The organism is Arthrobacter sp. 01T419 (assembly GCF_056398865.1).
On the sequence record NZ_JBFTQF010000013.1, the window covers coordinates 108,422 to 129,132 of the forward strand.

The following is a 20,711-nucleotide window of genomic DNA, read 5'->3' on the forward strand; positions in this document are numbered from 1 at the left end:
TCTGGGCGCATGACAACTCGCGCCAACGAACTCACAGCCTTGGTCACCGGTGCCACCGCCGGCCTCGGGGCGGAATTCGCCCGCCAGCTGGCCGAATCCGGCCACCACCTCGTCCTCGTGGCCCGGGACGAAGGTCGCTTGCGGGCCACCGCGGAGGTGCTCGAACGGGACTTCAGTATCTCGGCGGAGGTATTGCCGGCGGACCTGACCTCCGACGTCGGGGTTGCGGCTGTCGCGGACCGTTTGCGGGACGCTTCCCGGCCAGTGGACGTGCTGGTCAACAATGCCGGAATCGGTTTGCTGAACTCTTTCGAGAAGAACGATGTGGAAGACGAAAAGCGGCATTTGCGGCTGCATGTCCAGACACCCATGGAGCTGTGCCACGCGGCCTTGGAGGTCATGTTGGCACGCCGGACGGGCAGGATCATCAACGTCGCCAGCGTTGCGGCATTCGCCAACCGTGGCAGTTATTCGGCAGCCAAGGCCTGGCAAGTGGTCTTCAGCCGTTGGGCAAACATCGCCTATGCCGCCAGCGGGGTGAAAGTCACGGCAGTCTGCCCGGGGTTCACCCACACGGAATTCCACGATCGCATGGGCATGGACAAGTCGGTAGCTCCCCGCTTCCTGTGGCTGAAAGCCGAGCGTGTGGTCCGCGAAGGGCTGGAAGACAACGTCCGGGGTAAGGGTGTATCCATCCCCACCAAGCGCTACAAAGCGATCACTGCCGCCATGCGTTTCCTGCCGCCGAAGCTCACCTCGGGACCGCCCCGCCGCCCCTTGAAGTAGCTCGACCCCGCGAAGTAAACCAGCCCCGCGAAGTAGCCCTCGGCGCCTGGATCAGCACGGCCACAGCGATCCCGATCACCGCGCCCACGAAAGTCTCCACAGCGCGTTCCAGGACCAGCACCCCAGGATCCGCGGGTGCCGCCAACTGGGTCATGAGCAAGATGACCGGGGTGAAGAACACCATGGCCCAGCCGTAGTGCCGAGCCATGAACAACTCGGTGGGGAATTGGAACCCGATCACCAGCAGGGCCAGGATGATGGTGGTTTGCCCGGGGAAATAGTGCAGCGGGGACAGCGGTCCCGGGAAGAGTACGACGGCGACAATCGCCAATCCGAGGAACGTCCCCACGATGCGATGGATGCCGCGGTGTAGCCGGCTGGGCATGTCGGCTCCGGCCAGCGGAACAGCGGCGGCGGCCATGGCCCAGTGCGGGTGGCCGCTGCCCGTGAGCACTCCGCAAGCACCTGCCGCGCCGACGGCGAGCACATACCTGGCCGCGTGAAGCCCGGCTGCTTGACGCAGCTGCGCCGAGGACGCCGGAATGTCCCGAATGGCACCACGTTCCCACGCCCGGTGCCGAAGCCAGCCGGCAAAACCCACCACCATCGAGAACGCTGCCGATGCCGCGCAGATCAGGACCGCGGCAAGGAAGGGAATGCTTGCGGGGACGGAGGCGCATGCCCCCAGGGCCAAGATTCCGAAGAACGGGCCGTTGGGTTTGAGCCGTACCTTGTCCGAGACCAGCGAGCCCACGCCCGCCAGGAGCGCTTCGACTATTACCAATCCCCATGAATGGATGTGGGAGACGGACAAGAAGGTGCCCACCGAGACGCCGGCCAGAAGCACCGCTGCGGCCTGAGCCTGGTGCTTGAGCCGAAGTTGGTGAGATTCGGCACGGCCGTACATGCCGGTCAGGGCGCCGAACACGGCGTAGATGATGAGGTCCGCCCGGCCAACCGCGAGAAGCACAAGTGCCGGCACGGCGACGCTCAGTGCGACGCGGACGGCAGCAAGGTGGTCGTTGCTTGCCGGTGGAATCCTATGAAGGGCGCGGGCATGGGCCATGATTGATCGCAACGGGACACCACCAATCAATTCAGCCGACTATTGGGAAGTTATCAGCACCCCAAGATCCGCGCCATTAGCTGGGTCACAACGTTTCTTTGTGCGTCCCCCGCTGGCGGTCGTTCACGAAGTGGGCGCGATTGCCATGACCGTCATGACAGTGACGACGCGAGGCCAGGTGTGTGTTCGTAGATCAGACCGACGGGAACATGAGGTGCGAGTGCCACGGTGAATCGGTAGTGTCCATCCCGCATTACGAGTATGCCGCAGGTGCCGTCCTGGATTGCTTCTCGCGTGCCACTGTCACTGCATGATTCAGCTGGGACTCCATGTCAGAAGTATCGCTGGCGTGGAAATCGGCAATGATGTGAATGTCGTTCATTTATGGCCTTTCACAGGCTGATGAGGAAGATGGGAATCGTTGAAGCTGGCTTGAGGTTTGTCACTCAGCTGTGAAATAGATCGCGCGGGAAGATCATTCCTCAGATTCACGTTCGCGCTAGCCGTTCTATGTCTTCAAGGAAATCACGGACAATCGCTTCGGTTACTGTGGCGCGCGTCTGACTGATGGCTTCAAGATAATGCTCGGTGGTCAGTTCCGCCTCCGTCGCAGAAAGACCATGGCGAACGGCGTATTCCAGCGCGTGTTGTGAGGCCTTACGTGCGGCAAACTCTATGTCGGCAGGAGAGAACCGTTCGGTGTTCTCCGCCAAAGTTGAGAGATCGATGTCTGTTGCCGTGGATGGAACGTATCGGGTCCAGATTGCCCTTCGCGCAGCGGCATCCGGCGGCCCAATCGGAAGGACGTAGTCGAAGCGCCCGTGACGCAGGAATGCTCTGTCGAGTGACCGAATGAAATTCGTGGCACAAATCAGGAGACGACCTTGCTGTTCGCGAAAGGATGGGATGATCTTGAGCAATTCATTTGTCACTCCGTGCGATGCCGTGGGGTGTTCGCCATTTCTGGTTGAGGCTATCTCTTCAACTTCATCGATGAACACCACTGCGTGTTCCAAGTGAGCGATGTCAAGAAAGGCCTGGCGGAGGGCAGACGCCAGCCCTTGCGGATCAGACGCCAGACGGGACGGAAAGACTTCGACAAACGGCCAGCCTAGGCGGGATGCCACGGCTTTGGCGAAGGTCGTCTTTCCGGTGCCTGGTGGCCCGAAAAGGACGACGGCTTTGGGCGGCAGCACTCCCAGGGTTTGGGCCAATTCGTCTTGAGCGAGCGGCAGGATCACGCGTTGTTCGATCAGGTGCTTTTCATCCGTCATCCCGGCCAAAGCATCCCAGAGTCCGCCTGGCAGCAATCTACCTCCGACCTGGCTGAGGCAGCCGGTTTCTTTCGGCCGGCCAGGCACGGCGCGCTCGAAATACATGAGGGTCTCCTCAACCGTGAACCGGCTGTTGCGGAATGCTTCGACCCTGGATTCGGCAGCAGGCAGTAGTGCGGAAATTCGGAAGACGCCGCGCAGACTAAGGCGAGACTCAAGTCCGGCGATTAGGGCGCTTCCGAGCCCTTGATCCCGCCAACCAGCTGCCTGCCCCAGCATGAGGACCCATGCCCGATCCTCTTCGATCCGGCAGGCCGCCGCTCCGACAATACGTTCAGCCGAAACGGCCACAACTCCCAACTCGTCTGAACAGGCAGCGATGATCTCGGCGAGACTGTATACGGGGTGGACCCCTGCGGTTCGAGATTCCTGCCACACCTGAACCAGCTGATCCAAATCATCAGGGTGGTAGTTCCGGACTCGCCATGGGTGCATCGTGGCCTCGTTTGCTATCGGTTGGTTAGGTGGGATCCCGACAAGGCTTGACCGAGGTCTGCATGTCGGCGCGTGCGTCTACAGGGCTTCTTGATTTTCGCCACGAGCTGATATGGGAGCGCAGTCGATCGCGTCTGGGCCGAAGGAAATGTGCGATATTGCTCCGGCGTCATATGCAGAACGGGAACCAAGCCCGTCCAGCCGAGACTCCGCGATCAGTTCTTCTCTGAAGTGGGCTCGGGAGGAATATCCGGCAGCGAATGTGTAGTCCTGCCCGATATGCCTGTCATAGCGGGATCGGGCGAGCCTGCGTGACATCATGCGAATCACTTCCTGTTTTCGAAGCTCATAGCTTGTTGATCCCTCGAATTCACACTAGCTACGGCCCACTCAAGGAGTCTGTGCGCGCTGCACATCGGTTTCCTCTTTTCTGTGCTCGTGGACCTCCGCCAGCATGCCATCTTCACCCACACACGGTGCCTCGTCCTCGGCGGACCGGGTGTGGGTTTGATCCGTGCAAGTTCTCCGGCGATCGGCTGGTCCCGGTGGGTCACAGAGCCCGACCGTGCACCGCGCACGGTTTCCTCTACATCGGCGTCCTAGGGTTTTGTCTCGGCGACTATCGGAAACCGACCCGCGAGGAAGTCACTGGACGGTGCCGGATGGTTCAACGAACCCAGCCATCTTGTCGCCCGACGCCCAGCAACTCAACCACCGCGCGGCGGGACCTTCCACTACAGAACGGATGAACCACATGAGCCCACTCGACAAACCCAGGGAACGCGCAGAGATTCTCGGCGTGATCCATGGCATGTACGCCAACTACCTCGTAGGGAACCGAGGCGCAATAGATGCGGTTCTTGCCGCGGACTTCACGATGTTCGACTCCGACCATGCAGAGCTGATTGTCGGTTTTGATCAGCTCAACGCCGTGCGAAATTCGCGGCCAGCAGGATCTGAAGTACCCGATGAATCCCTATCCGTGTTTGGAGAGCATCTCTGTTTCGCCGACCGTTTGGCCGTGGCCACTTACTGGCTACGAGTGGATTTCGTGGGTCCCGGAAGCGCTGGCCGCGAGCCGGAACTGGTCCGTAATACGGCTGTGCTCGTGCACGGCGGCTCCGGCTGGAGGATTCTTCACATTCATGAAGACGTGCATGGCCAAACCACCCAGACCGCGTGATGCAGGCCGCCTCCAGTGACCGGGATAGCTGTGCGCCGTGCACAGCGGCTCAAGCATGGCCGTTTGTAGCGTGTGGGGTATTAGTTACTCAGCTCACACACAGGAGGAGCCATGACCTATCGAGTCGCCATGGACATTGGCGGAACGTTCACGGATGTCGTTGCCTACGACGAGAACACGGGGACATTCGAGGCCGCTAAGTCCCCGACCACCCCGGGGGACCTAACCCGCGGCATGCTATCCGCGATCGACAAAGTCGTCGAGAACGCCGGTGAAATCAGTTTCTTCGTCCACGGAACCACCCAGGGGCTCAATGCGCTCCTCGAGCGCAAGGGATCCAAAGTCCTTCTGCTGTCCACCCAAGGAATGCGCGATGTGTACCACATAGCGCGAGGCAACAGGGACCGGATGTTCGATCTGCACTACCGGAAGCAGCAACCGCTTGTACAGCGTGCTGACACAACCGAGGTCCGAGGGCGCCTGAACTGGAAGGGCGAGGAGCTTGAGCCACTCGATGAAGCCGCCGTCGTCGCGGTCGCGGAACAGGTAAAGTGCGGCAGTTTCGATGCTGTTGCCGTCGCGCTGCTCTTCAGCTATCTGAACCCGGCTCATGAGCTACGAGTGGGACAGATTCTCCGTCAAGAGCTCCCTGCGGACATCATGGTTGTCCTTTCACACGAAGTTGCCCGTGAATGGCGTGAATACGAGCGGACCTCCACCGCCGTCCTCGAGGCCTACACCGGTCCGGTCGTCAGAAAGTACTTGAGCAAGGTTCAGGAGAAGTTTTCAGCGGCAGGAATGGATGTCCCGGTTCAGGTGATGCAGTCCTCGGGCGGGGTGGTCAATGCGTCCTTCGCACGGGAGCATCCCCTCCAGACCCTGTTGTCAGGTCCAGTGGGCGGAACGGCCGGCGGAGCCGCTGTTGCGGGTCTGCTCAATCTGAAGAATGCCATTTGTGTCGATATGGGTGGGACGTCGTTCGATGTGTCTTTGGTGCTCGACGGCAAGCCCGATATTTCACACGAGGGCGATGCAGACGGTTTTCCTCTGCTCACCCCCCTGGTAAAGCTTCACACCATAGGGGCGGGAGGCGGTTCATTGGCTTACGCCGAAGCGGGCGGCCTGCGCGTCGGCCCGGAATCGTCGGGTGCCACACCCGGTCCGGCCTGTTATGGAAACGGTGGCACCCGGGCGACGGTGACAGATGCCAACTGCCTCCTGGGCAGGGTTGACCCCACATGGTTTGCCGGCGGAAGTCTGCAACTTGATGTTGACGCCGCGACCTCCGCCATCGGTTCGCTGGCCGCCGAGCTGAACCTGGATCCGGTTGACCTCGCCGGGGGCATCGTGGATGTCGCGAATGCGAAAATGGCGCAGGCGATCCGGACACTCACCGTCGAGCACGGTCTGGAGCCGCAGGAATTTACCTTCATCGCCTTCGGGGGTGCCGGTCCCATGCACGCCGAGGCAATCGCGCAGGAGCTTGGTATCCGTGAAGTGGTCATACCCAGGTTTCCCGGAGCCTTTTCGGCCTGGGGAATGATCGGCAGCAATGTCCGCCGGGATTTCGTGCATCCATTCTTCATCCAGGGTGAACTTCTTGACCAAGATTCAATGGTTGACGAGCTGAAGGCTCTCGGCCGCCGGGCCGGATCGGCGCTTGAAGACCAAGGGATCGGGCCGGCACACCATGAGTTCGAGTACTCCGTGCAAATGCGATACCAAGGGCAGGACTATGCCCTCACGGTGCCGCTGACGGCCGCCGATGAACCCGCTGAGGAAGATTTCCTCCAAACCATTTGCCACAGGTTCGGTGAACTCCACGAAAGCCGGTACGGACACAGCACACCCGATGCCGGGGTTGAATTCGTCAGCCTTCGCGTGTCGGGCCGAGGGCTCCTCCCCGCCATGACACCCAAACCTTTTGAGCCTGTGGCGGAGGCTGTCGGAAAACGGTCCCAAAGGGTCATCTTCCAGTCCCGATCCTGGGACGCCGCGGTCCTTCGTAGGGAAGAGCTTCCTGCGGGCGAAACCGTCGAAGGTCCGGCCGTCATCGTTGAAGGAACGTCCACAACCGTAATTTCCCCGTCGTCTCGGGCCCGGGTCGACGAAAACGGATTCCTGATCATCGAAGTAGGTGCAAAATAGCCATGCCCAACCCCATTGAAACTGAAATCATCCGCTGCGCACTCTTGCAGGCGGCCGAAGACATGAACACGACTCTCATCAGGTCCGCGTACACCCCGACCATCTATGAGGCAAAGGACTGCGCAGTTGCGCTCCTTGACCGGGAGCACCGGGTTCTCGGCCAGTCGTCGGGATTGCCGATCTTCCTGGGAAATCTTGAGGAATGCACCCGCGCCACCGAGCGGCTCTATGGCCGTGACGTTTGGCAGCCTGGCGACGTGTGGGTTCTCAATGACTCCTACATCGGCGGAAGCCACCTTAATGACGTCACCGTTTACGCTCCCATTTTCAACGATTCCGGAGAGTCCGAACCTCAGCTGCTCGGGTTCGCAGCCTCACGCGCTCACTGGATCGACATGGGATCCAAAGATCCCGGCGGATCGATGGACTCGACCAGCATCTACCAGGAAGGCCTGAGACTTGGACCCGTGCTGGTCGAAAAGGGCGGACAGCCGTGCCGGGATGTACTGGAACTGATCTCCAGAAATGTGCGGTTCCCGGAGCCGACGCTGGGCGACCTTCGTGCACAGATCGCCTGCTCACGCATCGGCGCTGCCCGACTGCGAGAAATCGTCGAGCGCTGGGGCCTGGACACTATCGACGCGGCCTCGGCGGAAATCTTTGAGCAAACCGCCACGCTGGAGCGAAATGCCATTGCCGCCATTCCCGACGGGATCTACTGTGCCGAGGGACTCCTGGACAACGACGGAATCGTCCTTGATGTGCCGCTGCCCGTCCGCGTTGCGGTCGCCGTCAGCGGGGACCAGATCAGCATCGACCTTAGCGACAGCGCAGATCAAACGCTTGGTCCGGTGAACTGTGGAGCGGCGCAGGCCGTGTCAGCGTGTCGGGTCGCGTACAAGCTCCTCGTGAGCGGGGACATCCCACTGAACGGCGGCTCATTCGGACCTCTTGACGTTGTTCTGCGGGAAGGATCCATGTTTGCAGCCGTCGAACCGGCCGCGTGCCAGTACTACTACTCCCACCTCGGTTTGCTGATCGATTTGGTCATCAAGGCGTTGGCGGAGGCTCTTCCGCTCCGGGTTGCGGCAGCAAGTTATGGTGACTCCCTCATCACGCAGTTCACCGGGGTTGACCCGAGAACGGACAAAGCCTTCGTCTCGCAGGAGGCCACGGTCGGCGGATGGGGTGCCTGGCATGATTCAGACGGCGAAAGCTGCCTCATCAACAACGTGAACGGCTCGCTACGTGACATGCCCGTCGAGGTATTGGAGACGCTGTTTCCAGTGCGGGTGAATCACTACGGCATCCGCCAAGACTCTGGCGGAGCCGGCAAACATCGGGGCGGAAACGGTGTCATCAGGGAGTATACTTTCGAAGCCGAGCAGCATTTGTCCTTGTGGTGGGAACGGTCCAAGACTCCGGCGTGGGGCCTGTTCGGGGGGGAACCGGGGCTCCCGCCTCAGGTCGTGTTGAATCCGGGCACGGCCAGTGAACAGAGCATCCTCAAAGCCAATGCCGTTTCGGTCCGGAAGGGCGATGTGCTTCGCTGCGAGTCCGGCGGCGGCGGCGGGTATGGCGTGCCGAACGAGCGTGACCAGGCGTCAGTGGACCTTGACGTCGCGCAGGGACTCATCTCTGCTGAGAGTTCTGCGCGCTACGGCGCTTAGGACGGGCAGCGGCCCGGTCCGATTTTGTCGTGGACCATCTAGATCCCGGGGACAAGCACAGTGCACGCCAAATGCAGGGCAAGCCGCTGTCGCGGGTCCCCGGGACGGGCGGCTTCGGGGGGCAGTACGCAGGCGCGTCGCCCGGTACCGTCGAAAAGTCTGTGCACTACGCCCTGATCGCTGGAAAGTGCATTTGCAAGCATGGGGACACGTCATCCAATGCGCAAAGGAGTCTGCCGTGTCCGAGGGACCGCTCAAGATCATGTATTTGAATCCCGCTCCCGACGTGTTCGGCGTAGATGCACTCTTCGCCGAACTCGCCACCAATGAAAAGCGGCCCGGCACCGAGGTTCACGTGACGTCCCTTCCTTATTCAGTGGGGCTGTTCTCGCATATCGAGTACCGCTCCTATGAGGCGATGGTGACGCGTGCAATTATCCAGGCGGTGAGGGCTGCGAGTACCGAAGGATTCGATGCACTCGTCATCGGCTGCTTCTACGACACAGCCTTGCTCGACTCGCGGGAGCTCTCAGGCGGGATGATAGTCACCGCGCCCTGCGAAGCTGCCATTGATGTCGCGTCAACATTGTCGAATCGCTTTGGTGTAATCATCGGTCGGGAGAAGTGGGCCCATCAGATGGGACGCACGATTGACAGCTACGGCAAGGGCAATGCGCTGACCGGCTTCTATCCTCTGGGCCTGGGTGTTGACGACTTTCAGAGGGACCACGCGGAAACCCGCGCCCGCATGGTGGAGGCCGGGCGTATCGCGGTCGAACGGGACCATTCGGAGTCCCTCATTCTTGGGTGCACCATGGAGGCGGGCTTTCACCGCAGTTTCCAAGAAGAAATTGGCGCGCCTGTGTTCGACCCGTCCGTCGCGGCGATCGCGCGGGCTGAACATTTCGGCCGTCTGCGCAGAAGCCAAGGTTGGGTTCCGAGCCGGAGGTGGTCGTGTGAAGCGCCGCCGGAGGCCGAGTTGGCGGCCATAGGTGTTTTCGATGTGGCTGAACCATTCGGCAATCGCATTGTGGTGCCGGCAAGACGAACATCCCACCCTGCCACGATGAAGTCGCCGTCGCACAGGGACTCATCTCTGCCGAGGGGTCTGCGTGCTACTGCGTTTAGGCGGTCAGCGGCTCCGTCCGATTCTGCCAGGACCGTCTAGATCCCCGGGACAAGCACAGTGCACGCCAGATGCAGGGCCAGCCGCTGTCGCGGGTCCCCGGGATCGTAGCCGAGGTCCTTGATCTTTTGTAGCCTGGCGGTGATGGTGTTCCGGTGCACGCCCAGCTGCTGCGCGGCCAGCGACGGCGCCAGTCCGACATCGAGAAGGCATGCCAGCGTCTTCAGCAGAGTACCGTCGACGTCGGCTTCCAGCAGCCCGGCGAGCACCATGCGTGCGGGCTGTGTCATCGCTTGCCTCGGGAGGGTTGCCAGGAGCTGTTCAGGTCCCATCTGGCCCGCGAGAACAACTCGTCCAGCCACCGCGACGGCGACGCTTGCCGCGGTAGTGGCCTCCAGGATCGCTTGGCTGGCCCCGGCCATTGAGGAAAAGCATCCGGAGACGCCCGCGGAGCAGGGCACGGTCTTCGCCGCTTTGTTCACCACGGTCCCCACGATCTTGCTAAACGCCTTCAGATCATCGTCAATGGGGGCGTTTCCCTTAAGCCGGTACCACCCGATCCAGACATCCTTGTACCGCATCAATGGGGAGAAGTCCGGCCGCCGCGGCCAGAAGGAGCGGAAAACCATGGCGGGGTCTACAGTCGCCTGCGAGGCGGACGTCAGCCCCAGGGCCGCCATCAGGAACGGTCCTCCGGCAGGCCAGCCGAGCGCCGTGGAGAGCAGTTGATAATCTTCCGAATCCCCGGACAGCAGTTGCTCCAAAAGGAGAGACGAGCGGACACCGGTGCGCTCGTCCTGGCTCCGGGTGCGAGCGGCCCACAGGGAATATGCTGCGGCGGCCAGCTCGAGAACCTCCTCGATCTTCCCGGTGGAGTCGGGAGAATCTGGTGGCGTCTGTACTACGAGGGTGCCGATGGTGAGCCTGTGCTCGTCGGTGACCAAAAGCTGCGTGGACTCCATCCGGTGATCCGTGACAATATGGCCCAGCAGCACGCCGTCGTCGGGCCCGGTGAAATAGATGTTCTTTTGCGGGAGTGCCCTCTCCAGGACAGCCATGATCTGTCGTGGCATTGGATCGCGGAGCGCAGCCAGTTCGTGCGCGACCCGGGCGAGCAGTGCCGCGCGGGTCGCCTCGGGTTGGGCGATCGCGGCGGCGACGCGAACGGCCACCTGAAAGGGGTTTTCGTGGCTGAGGAACATGGGAACACCAAGCCGGTCAGCCAATGCCCCCACGGACGCTTCGTGGACCGGTGAATGTGGCACCACCACGCATGCTGCAGCCCGCTCCCAGGCGCTGCGAAGAGCCATTTCCACTCGCCACCCGCTCGAGGCCAGGGACTCGGTTAGGACGAGCACCGTGTGCGGGTGGGCTACGGAAATGGCGTCGAGGCTGTCGACGATCTGGACGCTCCGGGCCGCCCCGGTGAAGTCGCCACCGAACGCTTGGCCCAGGCCCATCACGTCCCGGAGCAGGTCTGAGACTGTGAGGTCTTTAGACGGTCGTTCCCTCACGGGGCACCTTCATTCATTGTGTCCTCGGACAGGTTGTAGAAGCCTTCCACGGCGTGCCCGGAAAGCTGCATGAGCAGTCGGCCCTGTTTGGTCTTCCATGCCGGGGACGCCGTGGGAACCATGGCGACATGCACGGGCTCGCCGACCGTTAGGTTTTCCAGGTTGATAACCTCATGGTTCCGCGGGTTCAGGATGAGAATCTGGTCCGGGGCGCTGGCGATGACCCGGCCGTCGGCCAAGGCGAGGAATATTTCATTGTGGGCTTCCAGCCGCAAATGGCTGCGCGGCTCCGCCGACTCGCTGATCAGTATGCTGACTGGTGCCGAGGGCAGGGTCCCGGCTGCGCTGGACCGTGGCTGCCCGGCGATGGACTGTATCGGATACTCGATGCCTGAGATCGTTCCGCGGCAGAGTGTCCGGGAAACCAATGGATCAGGGCCGAAGTCGGGATGCCCGCTTCGGAGGGCGTTTGAAAGGGTGCCCGGAAGGCCTGCCATCGCCAGCTGTTCCGCTGACATGGGATAGCACGCCACCATTGCCCATCCGCCGGCAGCAGCGACTATCGGTCGGATCAGTTCTTCGATCCGCGTGGCCGGCGCGTCCAGGATGAGGTCGTCCCGCATCGGCGTGGCCACGGCGATGGGTCCGACGCTAATGCCGTGGAGGGTGAACGTTGTCTGCTCCAGCAGTGGCAGGACCCGGCCGCAGCCGTCTCCATCAACCAGCGGTTTCCCGCTCGCGGCGGCGGCAGCCGCAGAGATGAGGGGATTTTCCCCCGAACAGTTCAGCGGGACTATGCCTTGGAATTCGGTGCCCACCCAGCGCTCCAGTGTCCTGATTGCCCGTAGTGCCTCGTTACCTTCAGGAAGCAGTTCTGACAGGGCAGCGGCGGATCCGACAATGCTGAGGGAGCAGAAGCTGCCCCGGGGAAGGTCGTTCAACCGGAGGAGCGGTACAGAGCGGGCGGTCACTTCAGCCCGCGCCCAGTCCAGGGCGGCTTGATATCCAGCCTCGTCAATGCCCGTTGTGAAGCGCCGCACGCCGCGTGCGAAGGCATCGAGATTGTCCGTGTTGATCGCGGGAATGTACTGGCCGTTCATGCCGATCTCGCTGACTTCGGCTCGCCGGCCGCGCCGACGGCGACTCTGTGGAAGCCCGGGGGCAAGTAGGACATGGGCGCGTGCTCCAGCCGCTCAATGCGAATGGTCACTCTGTCCGCGCCCGCCTCGACGGACAGGTTCACCGCGTCCTCCTGCGCCTGCGCCAGGGCCTGGGCCAGTGTCCGGGTCTCGTCAACCCTGATGACGCGCTCCAGTTCGGCTCGAACGGGAGACCGGGCAGCGCCAACCGCGGCCGCGAACAGCGCGTACTCCGGTACTAGCTCGGGGGCGAGTTCCATGGCTCTCGGACCGACAACAATCATCGGAGAATTGAAGCTGCCAAGCATGAGTGCTGCAGCGAGGTTGAGATGCCTGTTTCTGGGTTCGGATCGGGCGGGTGGCCCTAGATGGTGCGGCGGGAAGGGTCGCAGGTTCAGGTCTTTCCATGCAAGCTGTTCGTAGGCGACCTCGGCGACTGACATCCGTATCGCTGAATCGTAGGAACTCTCCGGCCGGGTCGGCAGCCTCCCGGACTCGAGGATGACGGATCTGATGCCGTCGTGGCCTGCGTCGACCACGACGGCATCAGACAAGTTCGCCAAGTGTGCTGCCCCCGCGAAGAGGCATCCGCTGGCCCCGTCGATGCAGACAATCGGGAACTGTCTGAAGTGTTCCAGGACTACGGCGCCGCCGGATGTCCTGGCCACATAGACGGGGGCGTGTATTCCATGCGACTTCAATGTCTCTTCAAGTGTCTCCGAGAACGCGGCAGCCCAGGGACGCAAGGCTGCGTTGAGGACCGCCGCGTTCTCGCGGTCCCTGAGGCCACTGCCTCCCAGCGTGTGAGACAGGGTAATTGACAGTTCCGGTGCAACAGAGGTGATGGCTTCGGCACAGGATTCCTCCAGATCTGGCCGTGTTGGCGAGCCTGCCCCGCAGACCGCGATGCGCGGCACCCCAGCATCCGTGGCGCGTCGGGCCAGGTCAGCGACCTGCCTCAAGTCCGGGTCCGAGATGCCGGTTCCAGCCAACGTTGCGCCTCCGCGAATGATTTCTACACAGGTTCCAATCCGGGCCGAAAGTTCTCTTGGCCAGGCTGCAAGTGGGCGCAGCGCAGGGTGAGCCGGGCCGGAAAGACGGAGCACCGCGGTTGGTTGGAGTTGCCCTGCCTGGACCTGATCGTGGATGGCGATCACCACGCAGGAAACGGATTCAATGATTGCGGAAGTCAGACGGGCTAGTCCATTGTTCAGTCCCTCCGTGATGGACGTGTCCGTCATCGTCGCACTGCCGGCCATCGAGCCCGAACTATCCAGCGCGGCCATCGTGATGGCATCTGATCCGACCTCTATTCCAAGGTGCATAGCTTCCGTCCCCGGCTGGGACACTCTTGCGATGAGTGTGTCCCGCCTATGTGAGTCCCTTGCCCTCGGTTTCCGGCAGCGGAAGCGATACGGCGAGGGTGAGCAGCAGGAATCCGCTAATGATGACCACGGTGCCCGTGAAGTCGACCGACTGACCCAAAAGGAAGCCTACCGTTGAGGGCGCCGCCGCCGTGGCGATAAGCTGCGCCGCCAGCGCCCACGAGGATCCGGTGTTCCGGAGCACCGTTGGGTAGAACTCGCAGTTCCAGGTGTTCCAAATTCCCCAGGCTCCGAGCATAAAGAAGGACAGCGCGAAATTGGCCACATAAAGCACGGTAACGTCCGGCGCGTAGGCGAAGAGCAGCCCGCTCAGCACCGAACCCGCGAGGTAGGCCACGAAGAGTTTTTTGCGCCCGAATTTCCTCGTCAGCAGGGAAGCCGAAACATAACCGGGGATCATGAAGAGTGCACTCAGGGCTACAAAGTCCAAGCTGCTGGAAAGGGATAGGCCTTTTTGCTGCAGCAGTGTGGGAAGCCAGGTCTGCAGTCCCCAGTAAGCCCAGTTGAACGCGAAGTTCAGGATCAGCATGAGCAAGGTGATCCGGCGCAGCGGACGGGACAGCAGAAGCCAGGGTTTTGCCGCGCTCTTGGAACCCTCCAGGCCGAACACGGCGTCCGGAGAGACGGAGACTCGAAGACGTCCGAGAACCTTTCGGACGTCGGAGAAGCGGCCGCGTGTCGCCAGCCAGTAGGGCGACTCCGGAACCCATGCCCAGACCAGGAAAGTCCAGATGCCGGCGGCGGCGCTGGCAATTGCCACTGCCTGCCATCCGAGGAACCCAAGCATCTGGGAGGAAGCAACAGCGGCCAGGACGCCGATCGGCCACCCGATGGACAACAGCACTGTGGCCCGCCCTCTGACCTTGGTGGGCATCAGCTCTAGAAAGTACGGGAACGTCACTGTGTAGATTCCTGCCAGGGCAATGCCTGACAGGATCCTCAAGCCGGTGAGCATCTCAAAGGAAGTGGAGAACGCCGCCGCCAAGGCAATCAGCGAATAGACGCCTAGACTGATCACCGCCACCGGTTTTCTGCCGAATCTGTCGGCAATAGGGCCCCAAATGAGGACGCCGGGAATCATGCCGGTTGCGACAGCAGAAAGCGCGACGCCGAGTTGTTCGAAATCCAGGCCGAAGCTGGACGCAAGGTTGTCGGAGACGTAGACGAGGGCCAGTTGCTCCCAAGCCTCAATGACAAACGTGATGAACAGGGCGATGGCGATCTTCGCGTGCACACGGCTGAACCGCATGTCTTCAAAGGCACCCGAAACCGTCTGGACCATTTCCAGGCCCGGGGTGCGTGTTCCTGCAGGTATGGAGCTCATCTTTCGTTCCTTTGCTTGACCCGCTATTGCTAATTAAACCCCTCCTGGGGGTTACACAGATCACACTAGAAAGGGCCCAGTACGCGAGGCTGGGCGATGCGCACACCAAAGGCCAAGGGGACTGTGCGCAGCGCTTGGTCGCGGGAAAGTGGTTTCGGCCAGGATGGTCCCGTGAAAGATATCCAGTTATCAGTCAAGGGGCCGCAGCCGCTCTCGGAGCGCGGCGGAAACAGATCACGCAGGCCTGACTCTGAAGCCTTCCGGTCCTTCTTGGCGAACCACTGGCGTGTGCCCACGACAGATCCGACGTCCCCCGATGGCGGTGCCCGCTATGCTGCCCAGCGACGGCTGATGCTCTCGCGGCAGATGGAATCCAAGCGACTCGTGATTCCTGCCGGCACGCTCAAAGTCCGTGCAGGAGACAGTGACTACCGGTTTCGCGCGCACTCCGCGTTTGTCCATCTGACCGGACTGGGAGCACGCTGTGAACCCGGCTCGGTTTTGATTCTGGAACCTGTGGGGCGCGGGGACGGTGATAGCGGCGGCCAACATCGCGCCACCCTGTACCTCCCTCCGCCGTCCGGGCCGGGAAATGCCGATTACTATTCAGACGAGATCTTCGGCGGCTTCTGGATCGGAGAACGGCCATCGCTGGCAGCAGTCCAGGCCACATGCGGTATCGTCACGGCTGACATCGCCGAAATTGAGACGGCAGTTTGGAATATTGCCAGCGAAGGCCGGCCGCGAGACGTTCAGATCTGCTCGCTGCGGGGGCTCGACCCCTGGGTGGATGCTCTCGTTGACTCTAGCCGCCGCCGTACTGATGACTCAGTCGGTGCTCACAAGGAACCCTCCTGGCTGGAGTTCGATGACAGCTTGAGCGAAGTCCTGTCAGAACTTCGTCTGGTCAAGGACGCCTGGGAAGTTGAGCAGATACGCAAAGCGGTTGCCATCACAGTTGAAGGCTTCCATGACGTGGTCAAGGCGCTCCCCAGAGCCCTCGCACACCCCCGGGGTGAGCGAGTGGTGGAAACGACCTTTGCAGGACGCGCCCGCGTGGACGGCAACGATGTCGGCTACGAGACCGTCGCGGCATCAGGGAACAATGCGACCACCCTGCACTGGATGTGCAACGACGGTCCCGTGAGGCCAGGCGAGCTCCTGCTCCTGGACGCCGGCGCGGAGACGAATTCCCTGTACACGGCCGATATTACGCGGACGCTCCCGGTCAGCGGACGGTTCTCAGACGTGCAGCGCCTGGTCTACGAGGCCGTGCTGGAAGCCGCGGACGCCGCGTTCTGCGCGGCCTCGCCCGGCCGAAGGTTCCGCGACATTCACGACGCGGCCATGGAAGTCCTTGCAACCCGACTGGAAACGTGGGGAATACTCCCTGTTTCAATCCGGGAGGCACTGGCGCCAAACGGCCAGCATCACCGCAGATGGATGCCTCATGGCGCGAGCCACCATCTGGGTCTGGACGTCCACGACTGCGCACAAGCCCGGAAAGAGCTGTATCTGGACGGAATGCTAGTCTCCGGAATGGTATTCACGATCGAACCCGGCCTCTATTTCAAAGAGGAAGACCTCGCAGTACCGCCTGAATTCCGCGGCATTGGCGTACGAATAGAGGACGACATCCTGATTTCCGATGCAGGCCCGGTCAACCTCAGCGCGGCGCTACCCCGGCGTCCGGAAGACATTGAAGGATGGATGCAGTCGGTTGAGTCCTCGTCGGCATGAGGCAGCGAGGTTAGCGGCATCCCCCGGTATCCCATTTGTAGTCGATCCAAGCGGTGAACCCTTCGCAGCGCTCGAACATCGTGCGGGGCTCGGCGCCGTGTCCCTCGATCCATAGGATGGCTCCGTCCGGGGTGACGCCGTCGACGCGTCCGGTGCGGACTGTCCTGTCACCCACCCGGATCTGGATCACTTCGCCGAGTAGCGCCACCCAGTCGTGCTGGAGGTGCATCCTTCTGGTGTCCGCTTTGACCGTAGCCGAAGTGCCCGAAAGGCGAATCAGGCCGGGAAGCATTGCAACGCCGTCGAGCGGGCGGATTCCAGCGCTTCGCGAACTGGACGTGTGCGGTGTTGCTCGGAGAGGATTTCCACGCCCCACGGTCCATTGAAACCGATGGCCTGGAGCGTTTTGATGAACCCAGTGACATCTTGTTCACCTTCTCCGCAGAGACGGCGATTGTCGCGGGTGTCTTCAAAGAGTGTTCCCCTGATTTCCGCGTCCGCGTCATTGAGTTCCACTCCGAAAATCTGGTCGGCGGTCACGCTGCGGGACAGTTCCTCCAAGCTCGTTCCGGCCCGGAAGACATGCCAGTAGTCAACCACCAGGCCACATTCGGGCATTTCGACCGATCGCATCAGCTCGGCGGCAGCCGGCATCGAACCGACCATCGAGAACGGCATGGGCTCGAGGGCGATGCGCGTCCCTCTTTCGGAGGCCTCGGTTGCCAGTCGTCGCAGTGGCTCCACCAGGAAATCAAGGTCATCCAAGGGCTCGCTGAACGCCGTTCCAATCTTGATGAAGCGCGCCCCCAGTATTTCGGCGGCGTCAAGGAGCAGCTCGAACTGCGGTCTCCATTCATGGGACAGGGAATCGTCCCACCAGTTCGTGAGTAACTCGACTTCGACGTGGCGGAAGCCTGCCTGATCGATGAGTTTCCTGAGACCGGAGAAGCCGATTGTGTCCTTCGCGGCGACGAGGTCGTCATACGCCAATCCGAACCCGGCCCATCCCGTGGCGCCAATGGCTGCCACGCGCTCGGCGAAAGGAACGGGGCTGGTCTCGGGGGTGCTCAAAGGCGCGATGTCGCCTGCGCTGGTCCAGCAAGTAGCGATAAGTTCGGGGGTGCTTGAGTACGTCATCGTTCTCCTCGCGACGGTGCGCGGTTCGGTAGGCAATTGGGGTGCGAACACCCATCGACCATCTAATTGGAACGCTCCATTGACAATTGGTCAAGCCTTGATTTAGCGTTGGAGCGTTCCACAAGGCGATTTGCATCACATTCGTTCATAGCTAGATGGTTCCGTCCTCCCACCATGTCTTCGAAGGCACAGAAGCGGGGTCGACGGTCGAAGTACGCGACATCAAAGGAGATCTCACGTGGCAAAGTTCAATTGGCGGCGGGGCGCAGTGGCGCTGGCCGTAGTACCGCTTCTGGCGCTGGCAGCATGCTCAGGCGGCGGCAAGCCGGCTGACAACGGCAGCGCCGGGGCGGCCGGGCAGGTGGCTGACACGCCGCGCCTCAAGATCGCGCTGATCACCCACGCTGCGGCCGGGGACACGTTCTGGGACATTGTCCGCAAGGGCGCTGAAACGGCGGCGAAGAAAGACAACGTTGAGCTTCTCTACAGCGGAGACGGGGATGCCGGCCGCCAGGCGCAGCTCGTGCAGCAGGCCATAGACCAGAAGGTCGACGGCATCGCCGTCACCCTCGCAAAGCCGGACGCCCTGAAGGATGTCGTCCAGAAGGCTCTCGCTGCCGGGATTCCGGTAGTGAGCCTGAACGCCGGCGAGGACCAGTACAAAGCAATGGGAGTCATGGCCCACTTCGGGCAGAGCGACAAACTCGCCGGCGTCACGGTGGGCAAGCGCCTAGCCTCAGAGGGCATCAAGCACCCGATCTGTGTCATCCAGGAGCAGGGCCACGTTGGGCTTGAGAACCGTTGCGCCGGCATCAAGGAGAACGTCCCCGGCTCGGAGGTTGTGTACGTCAACGGTGCAGACATGACATCCGTGGCTTCCACGGTCACCGCGAAGCTGCAGTCGACTCCAGACGCCGACGCGATCGTCGGTCTCGGCGCCCCGTTCACGCTGACCATCGTCAAGTCAGTCAAGGACAGCGGCAGCAAAGTCAAGGTGGCTTCCTTTGACCTGAACGGCGATCTGGCCAAGGCGATCGTGGATGGAAGCGTCGAGTTCACGGTGGACCAGCAGCCGTACCTGCAGGGCTACGGATCAGTCGATGCGATCTGGCTCAGCAAGGTCGGTGGCTTCAAGGTCGGTGGCGGCCAGCAGGTCTACACCGGACCGGCCGTGGTGGATAAGTCCAACGCAGCTGACGTCTCCAAGTTCGCTCAGGCCGGTATCCGCTAACCCGCAAGAAAACCGTCGGGATGCCGGGCACAACTACGGCCCGGCATCCCACGCCAAAGGAGTTTAGTAATCATGGCCAATGCCGTCTTAACCGCCACTTCCGATGAGCGGGTCAGCACACGGAACCCCCTCCAGAAACTGCTGGTCCGGCCGGAAATCGGTGCCCTCGTGGGGGCCGTCGTCCTCTTCGTCTTCTTTTCCGCCATCGCCCCTGTCTTCCTGCAGCCCAACTCCCTAGCGACCGTCCTCTACGGAAGCTCCACGATCGGCATTATGGCCGTCGGGGTGGCCCTGCTGATGATCGGCGGGGAGTTCGACCTCTCCACGGGCGTAGCCGTCATTACCTCTGCCCTGTCTGCTTCCATGTTCAGTTGGTACTTCAGCGTCAACATCTGGGTGGGAGTCCTGTTCGCGCTGTTGATTTCGCTCGGCATCGGGTTCATCAACGGCTGGATACTGGTCAAGACGAAACTGCCGAGCTTCATCGTCACGCTGGCCACCTTCCTCATGCTGGCTGGCCTCAACCTTGGTCTCACCCGCATGATCGGCGGTGCGGTAGCTACGCCTTCGATCTCGAGCATCGACGGATTCGATGCGGCAAAGGCGATCTTCGCCTCGAGCGTGAATATCGCCGGGATCGAGGTAAACGTCACCGTTTTCATTTGGATCGGCCTCGTCGCCGTAGCGTCCTGGGTCCTGTTGCGCACCAAAGTGGGCAACTGGATCTTCGCCGCCGGCGGCGACGCGAACGCTGCCCGTGCGGTGGGTGTGCCGGTGACCAAGACCAAGATCGGCTTGTTCATGGCCGTGGGCTTCTGCGGCTGGATCCTGGGCATGCACAACCTGTTCGCCTTCAACACCGTTCAGTCCGGTGAGGGCGTGGGCAACGAGTTCCTCTACATCATCGCGGCGGTCATCGGCGGCTGCCTCCTCACGGGCGGCTACGGTTCGGCGGTGGGCGGTGCGATCGGTGCGTTCATCTTCGGCATGGCCAACAAGGGCATCGTGTACGCGCAGTGGAACCCTGACTGGTTCAAGTTCTTCCTGGGCCTGATGCTGCTGCTGGCCACCATCGTGAACTTGATCGTCAAGCGTCGAGCCGAAAGCAAGTAAAGAACCATGAATGCACAACAGATTAACCAGCAGACCCTGCTTAAGGATGAAAAGGATCCGCTGACCCACACGCCCGTGCACCTGCTGTCCCTGGACAAGATTGGTAAGCACTATGGCAATGTCATCGCCTTGCGCGATGTGACCATGGCCGTGGACAACGGCAGGGTCACCTGTGTCCTGGGGGACAACGGTGCGGGCAAGTCCACGCTGATCAAGATCATCGCGGGCTTGCACCAGCATGATGAAGGCGTGCTGCACATCATGGGCGAGGAGCGGAAGTTCAACTCGCCCAGGGACGCCCTCGACGTCGGCATTGCCACCGTGTACCAGGACCTGGCCGTGGTCCCGTTGATGCCGATCTGGCGGAACTTCTTCCTCGG

18 protein-coding genes and 1 pseudogene are annotated in these 20,711 nt (G+C 61.8%); 9 read left to right on the plus strand and 10 right to left on the minus strand.

Annotated features, from left to right (window positions below):
* The first annotated feature begins 9 nt into the window (after nucleotides 1-9).
* Nucleotides 10-786 (plus strand): SDR family NAD(P)-dependent oxidoreductase, encoded by a 777-nt coding sequence (locus AC1DLO_RS17405; protein WP_476890932.1) that lies wholly within the window; start codon nucleotides 10-12, stop codon nucleotides 784-786.
* Here AC1DLO_RS17405 and AC1DLO_RS17410 read toward each other — a convergent pair.
* From AC1DLO_RS17410 to AC1DLO_RS17425, 4 genes and pseudogenes are all read right to left on the minus strand, one after another.
* The gene (locus AC1DLO_RS17410; protein WP_476890933.1) at nucleotides 752-1,852 is read right to left on the minus strand and encodes an FUSC family protein; all 1,101 of its coding nucleotides are present in this window, start codon (nucleotides 1,850-1,852) and stop codon (nucleotides 752-754) included. The genes AC1DLO_RS17405 and AC1DLO_RS17410 overlap by 35 nt on opposite strands.
* 253 nt (nucleotides 1,853-2,105) lie before the next feature.
* A complete protein-coding gene (locus tag AC1DLO_RS17415; protein WP_476890934.1) occupies nucleotides 2,106-2,234 on the minus strand; it encodes a hypothetical protein in 129 nt (42 codons plus the stop codon).
* Nucleotides 2,235-2,340: 106 nt separating this feature from the next.
* Nucleotides 2,341-3,231: an ATP-binding protein gene (locus AC1DLO_RS17420; protein ID WP_476890951.1), complete on the minus strand. Its 891-nt coding sequence runs from the start codon at nucleotides 3,229-3,231 to the stop codon at nucleotides 2,341-2,343.
* Between the two features lie 87 nt (nucleotides 3,232-3,318).
* Nucleotides 3,319-3,621, minus strand: a pseudogene (locus tag AC1DLO_RS17425) (GNAT family N-acetyltransferase); the annotation flags it as partial.
* Nucleotides 3,622-4,375: 754 nt separating this feature from the next.
* Between AC1DLO_RS17425 and AC1DLO_RS17430 the strand changes: the two are divergent.
* The 4 genes from AC1DLO_RS17430 (at nucleotide 4,376) to AC1DLO_RS17445 (ending at nucleotide 9,790) form a co-directional block, all read left to right on the plus strand.
* Nucleotides 4,376-4,804 (plus strand): nuclear transport factor 2 family protein, encoded by a 429-nt coding sequence (locus AC1DLO_RS17430; RefSeq protein ID WP_476890935.1) that lies wholly within the window; start codon nucleotides 4,376-4,378, stop codon nucleotides 4,802-4,804.
* A gap of 111 nt (nucleotides 4,805-4,915) precedes the next feature.
* Nucleotides 4,916-6,952 (plus strand): hydantoinase/oxoprolinase family protein, encoded by a 2,037-nt coding sequence (locus tag AC1DLO_RS17435; RefSeq protein ID WP_476890936.1) that lies wholly within the window; start codon nucleotides 4,916-4,918, stop codon nucleotides 6,950-6,952.
* Nucleotides 6,953-6,954: 2 nt separating this feature from the next.
* Nucleotides 6,955-8,622, plus strand: a complete 1,668-nt coding sequence (locus tag AC1DLO_RS17440) for a hydantoinase B/oxoprolinase family protein (RefSeq protein WP_476890937.1) — start codon at nucleotides 6,955-6,957, stop codon at nucleotides 8,620-8,622.
* A gap of 238 nt (nucleotides 8,623-8,860) precedes the next feature.
* Complete coding sequence (locus AC1DLO_RS17445; RefSeq protein ID WP_476890938.1) at nucleotides 8,861-9,790, plus strand: aspartate/glutamate racemase family protein; 930 nt, start codon at nucleotides 8,861-8,863, stop codon at nucleotides 9,788-9,790.
* Here AC1DLO_RS17445 and AC1DLO_RS17450 read toward each other — a convergent pair.
* Genes AC1DLO_RS17450 through AC1DLO_RS17465 form a run of 4 tightly spaced genes read right to left on the minus strand, consistent with a single transcriptional unit; the run spans nucleotide 9,787 to nucleotide 15,110 of the window.
* Entirely contained in the window at nucleotides 9,787-11,262 is a 1,476-nt protein-coding gene (locus AC1DLO_RS17450) for a PucR family transcriptional regulator (RefSeq protein WP_476890939.1), read from the minus strand. The genes AC1DLO_RS17445 and AC1DLO_RS17450 overlap by 4 nt on opposite strands.
* Nucleotides 11,259-12,362 carry a DUF917 domain-containing protein gene (locus AC1DLO_RS17455; RefSeq protein WP_476890940.1) on the minus strand — a complete coding sequence of 368 codons (1,104 nt, stop codon included), beginning with the start codon at nucleotides 12,360-12,362 and terminating at the stop codon, nucleotides 11,259-11,261. The genes AC1DLO_RS17450 and AC1DLO_RS17455 overlap by 4 nt, the downstream gene beginning before the upstream one ends.
* Nucleotides 12,359-13,726, minus strand: coding sequence for a hydantoinase/oxoprolinase family protein (locus tag AC1DLO_RS17460; protein WP_476890941.1), 1,368 nt, complete (start codon nucleotides 13,724-13,726; stop codon nucleotides 12,359-12,361). The genes AC1DLO_RS17455 and AC1DLO_RS17460 overlap by 4 nt, the downstream gene beginning before the upstream one ends.
* A 46-nt stretch (nucleotides 13,727-13,772) precedes the next feature.
* A complete protein-coding gene (locus tag AC1DLO_RS17465) occupies nucleotides 13,773-15,110 on the minus strand; it encodes an MFS transporter (protein ID WP_221451566.1) in 1,338 nt (445 codons plus the stop codon).
* A 171-nt stretch (nucleotides 15,111-15,281) separates the two neighbouring features.
* Here AC1DLO_RS17465 and AC1DLO_RS17470 point away from each other — a divergent pair, with 171 nt between their 5' ends.
* Nucleotides 15,282-16,850: an aminopeptidase P family protein gene (locus AC1DLO_RS17470; RefSeq protein ID WP_476890942.1), complete on the plus strand. Its 1,569-nt coding sequence runs from the start codon at nucleotides 15,282-15,284 to the stop codon at nucleotides 16,848-16,850.
* Nucleotides 16,851-16,860: 10 nt separating this feature from the next.
* Here the strand turns inward: AC1DLO_RS17470 and AC1DLO_RS17475 are convergent, their stop codons facing one another.
* Nucleotides 16,861-17,079, minus strand: coding sequence for a hypothetical protein (locus AC1DLO_RS17475; protein WP_476890943.1), 219 nt, complete (start codon nucleotides 17,077-17,079; stop codon nucleotides 16,861-16,863).
* 47 nt (nucleotides 17,080-17,126) lie between these two features.
* On the minus strand, nucleotides 17,127-17,987 hold the full coding sequence (locus tag AC1DLO_RS17480) for a sugar phosphate isomerase/epimerase family protein (RefSeq protein WP_476914538.1): 861 nt from the start codon (nucleotides 17,985-17,987) through the stop codon (nucleotides 17,127-17,129).
* Nucleotides 17,988-18,225: 238 nt separating this feature from the next.
* Between AC1DLO_RS17480 and AC1DLO_RS17485 the strand changes: the two genes are divergently transcribed.
* From AC1DLO_RS17485 to AC1DLO_RS17495, 3 genes are all read left to right on the plus strand, one after another.
* A complete protein-coding gene (locus AC1DLO_RS17485; protein WP_184740749.1) occupies nucleotides 18,226-19,218 on the plus strand; it encodes a substrate-binding domain-containing protein in 993 nt (330 codons plus the stop codon).
* Nucleotides 19,219-19,290: 72 nt separating this feature from the next.
* Entirely contained in the window at nucleotides 19,291-20,331 is a 1,041-nt protein-coding gene (locus AC1DLO_RS17490) for an ABC transporter permease (protein WP_184740750.1), read from the plus strand.
* A gap of 6 nt (nucleotides 20,332-20,337) precedes the next feature.
* Nucleotides 20,338-20,711 (plus strand): ATP-binding cassette domain-containing protein (locus AC1DLO_RS17495; RefSeq protein WP_476890945.1); only part of this gene is annotated, 374 nt, incomplete at its 3' end.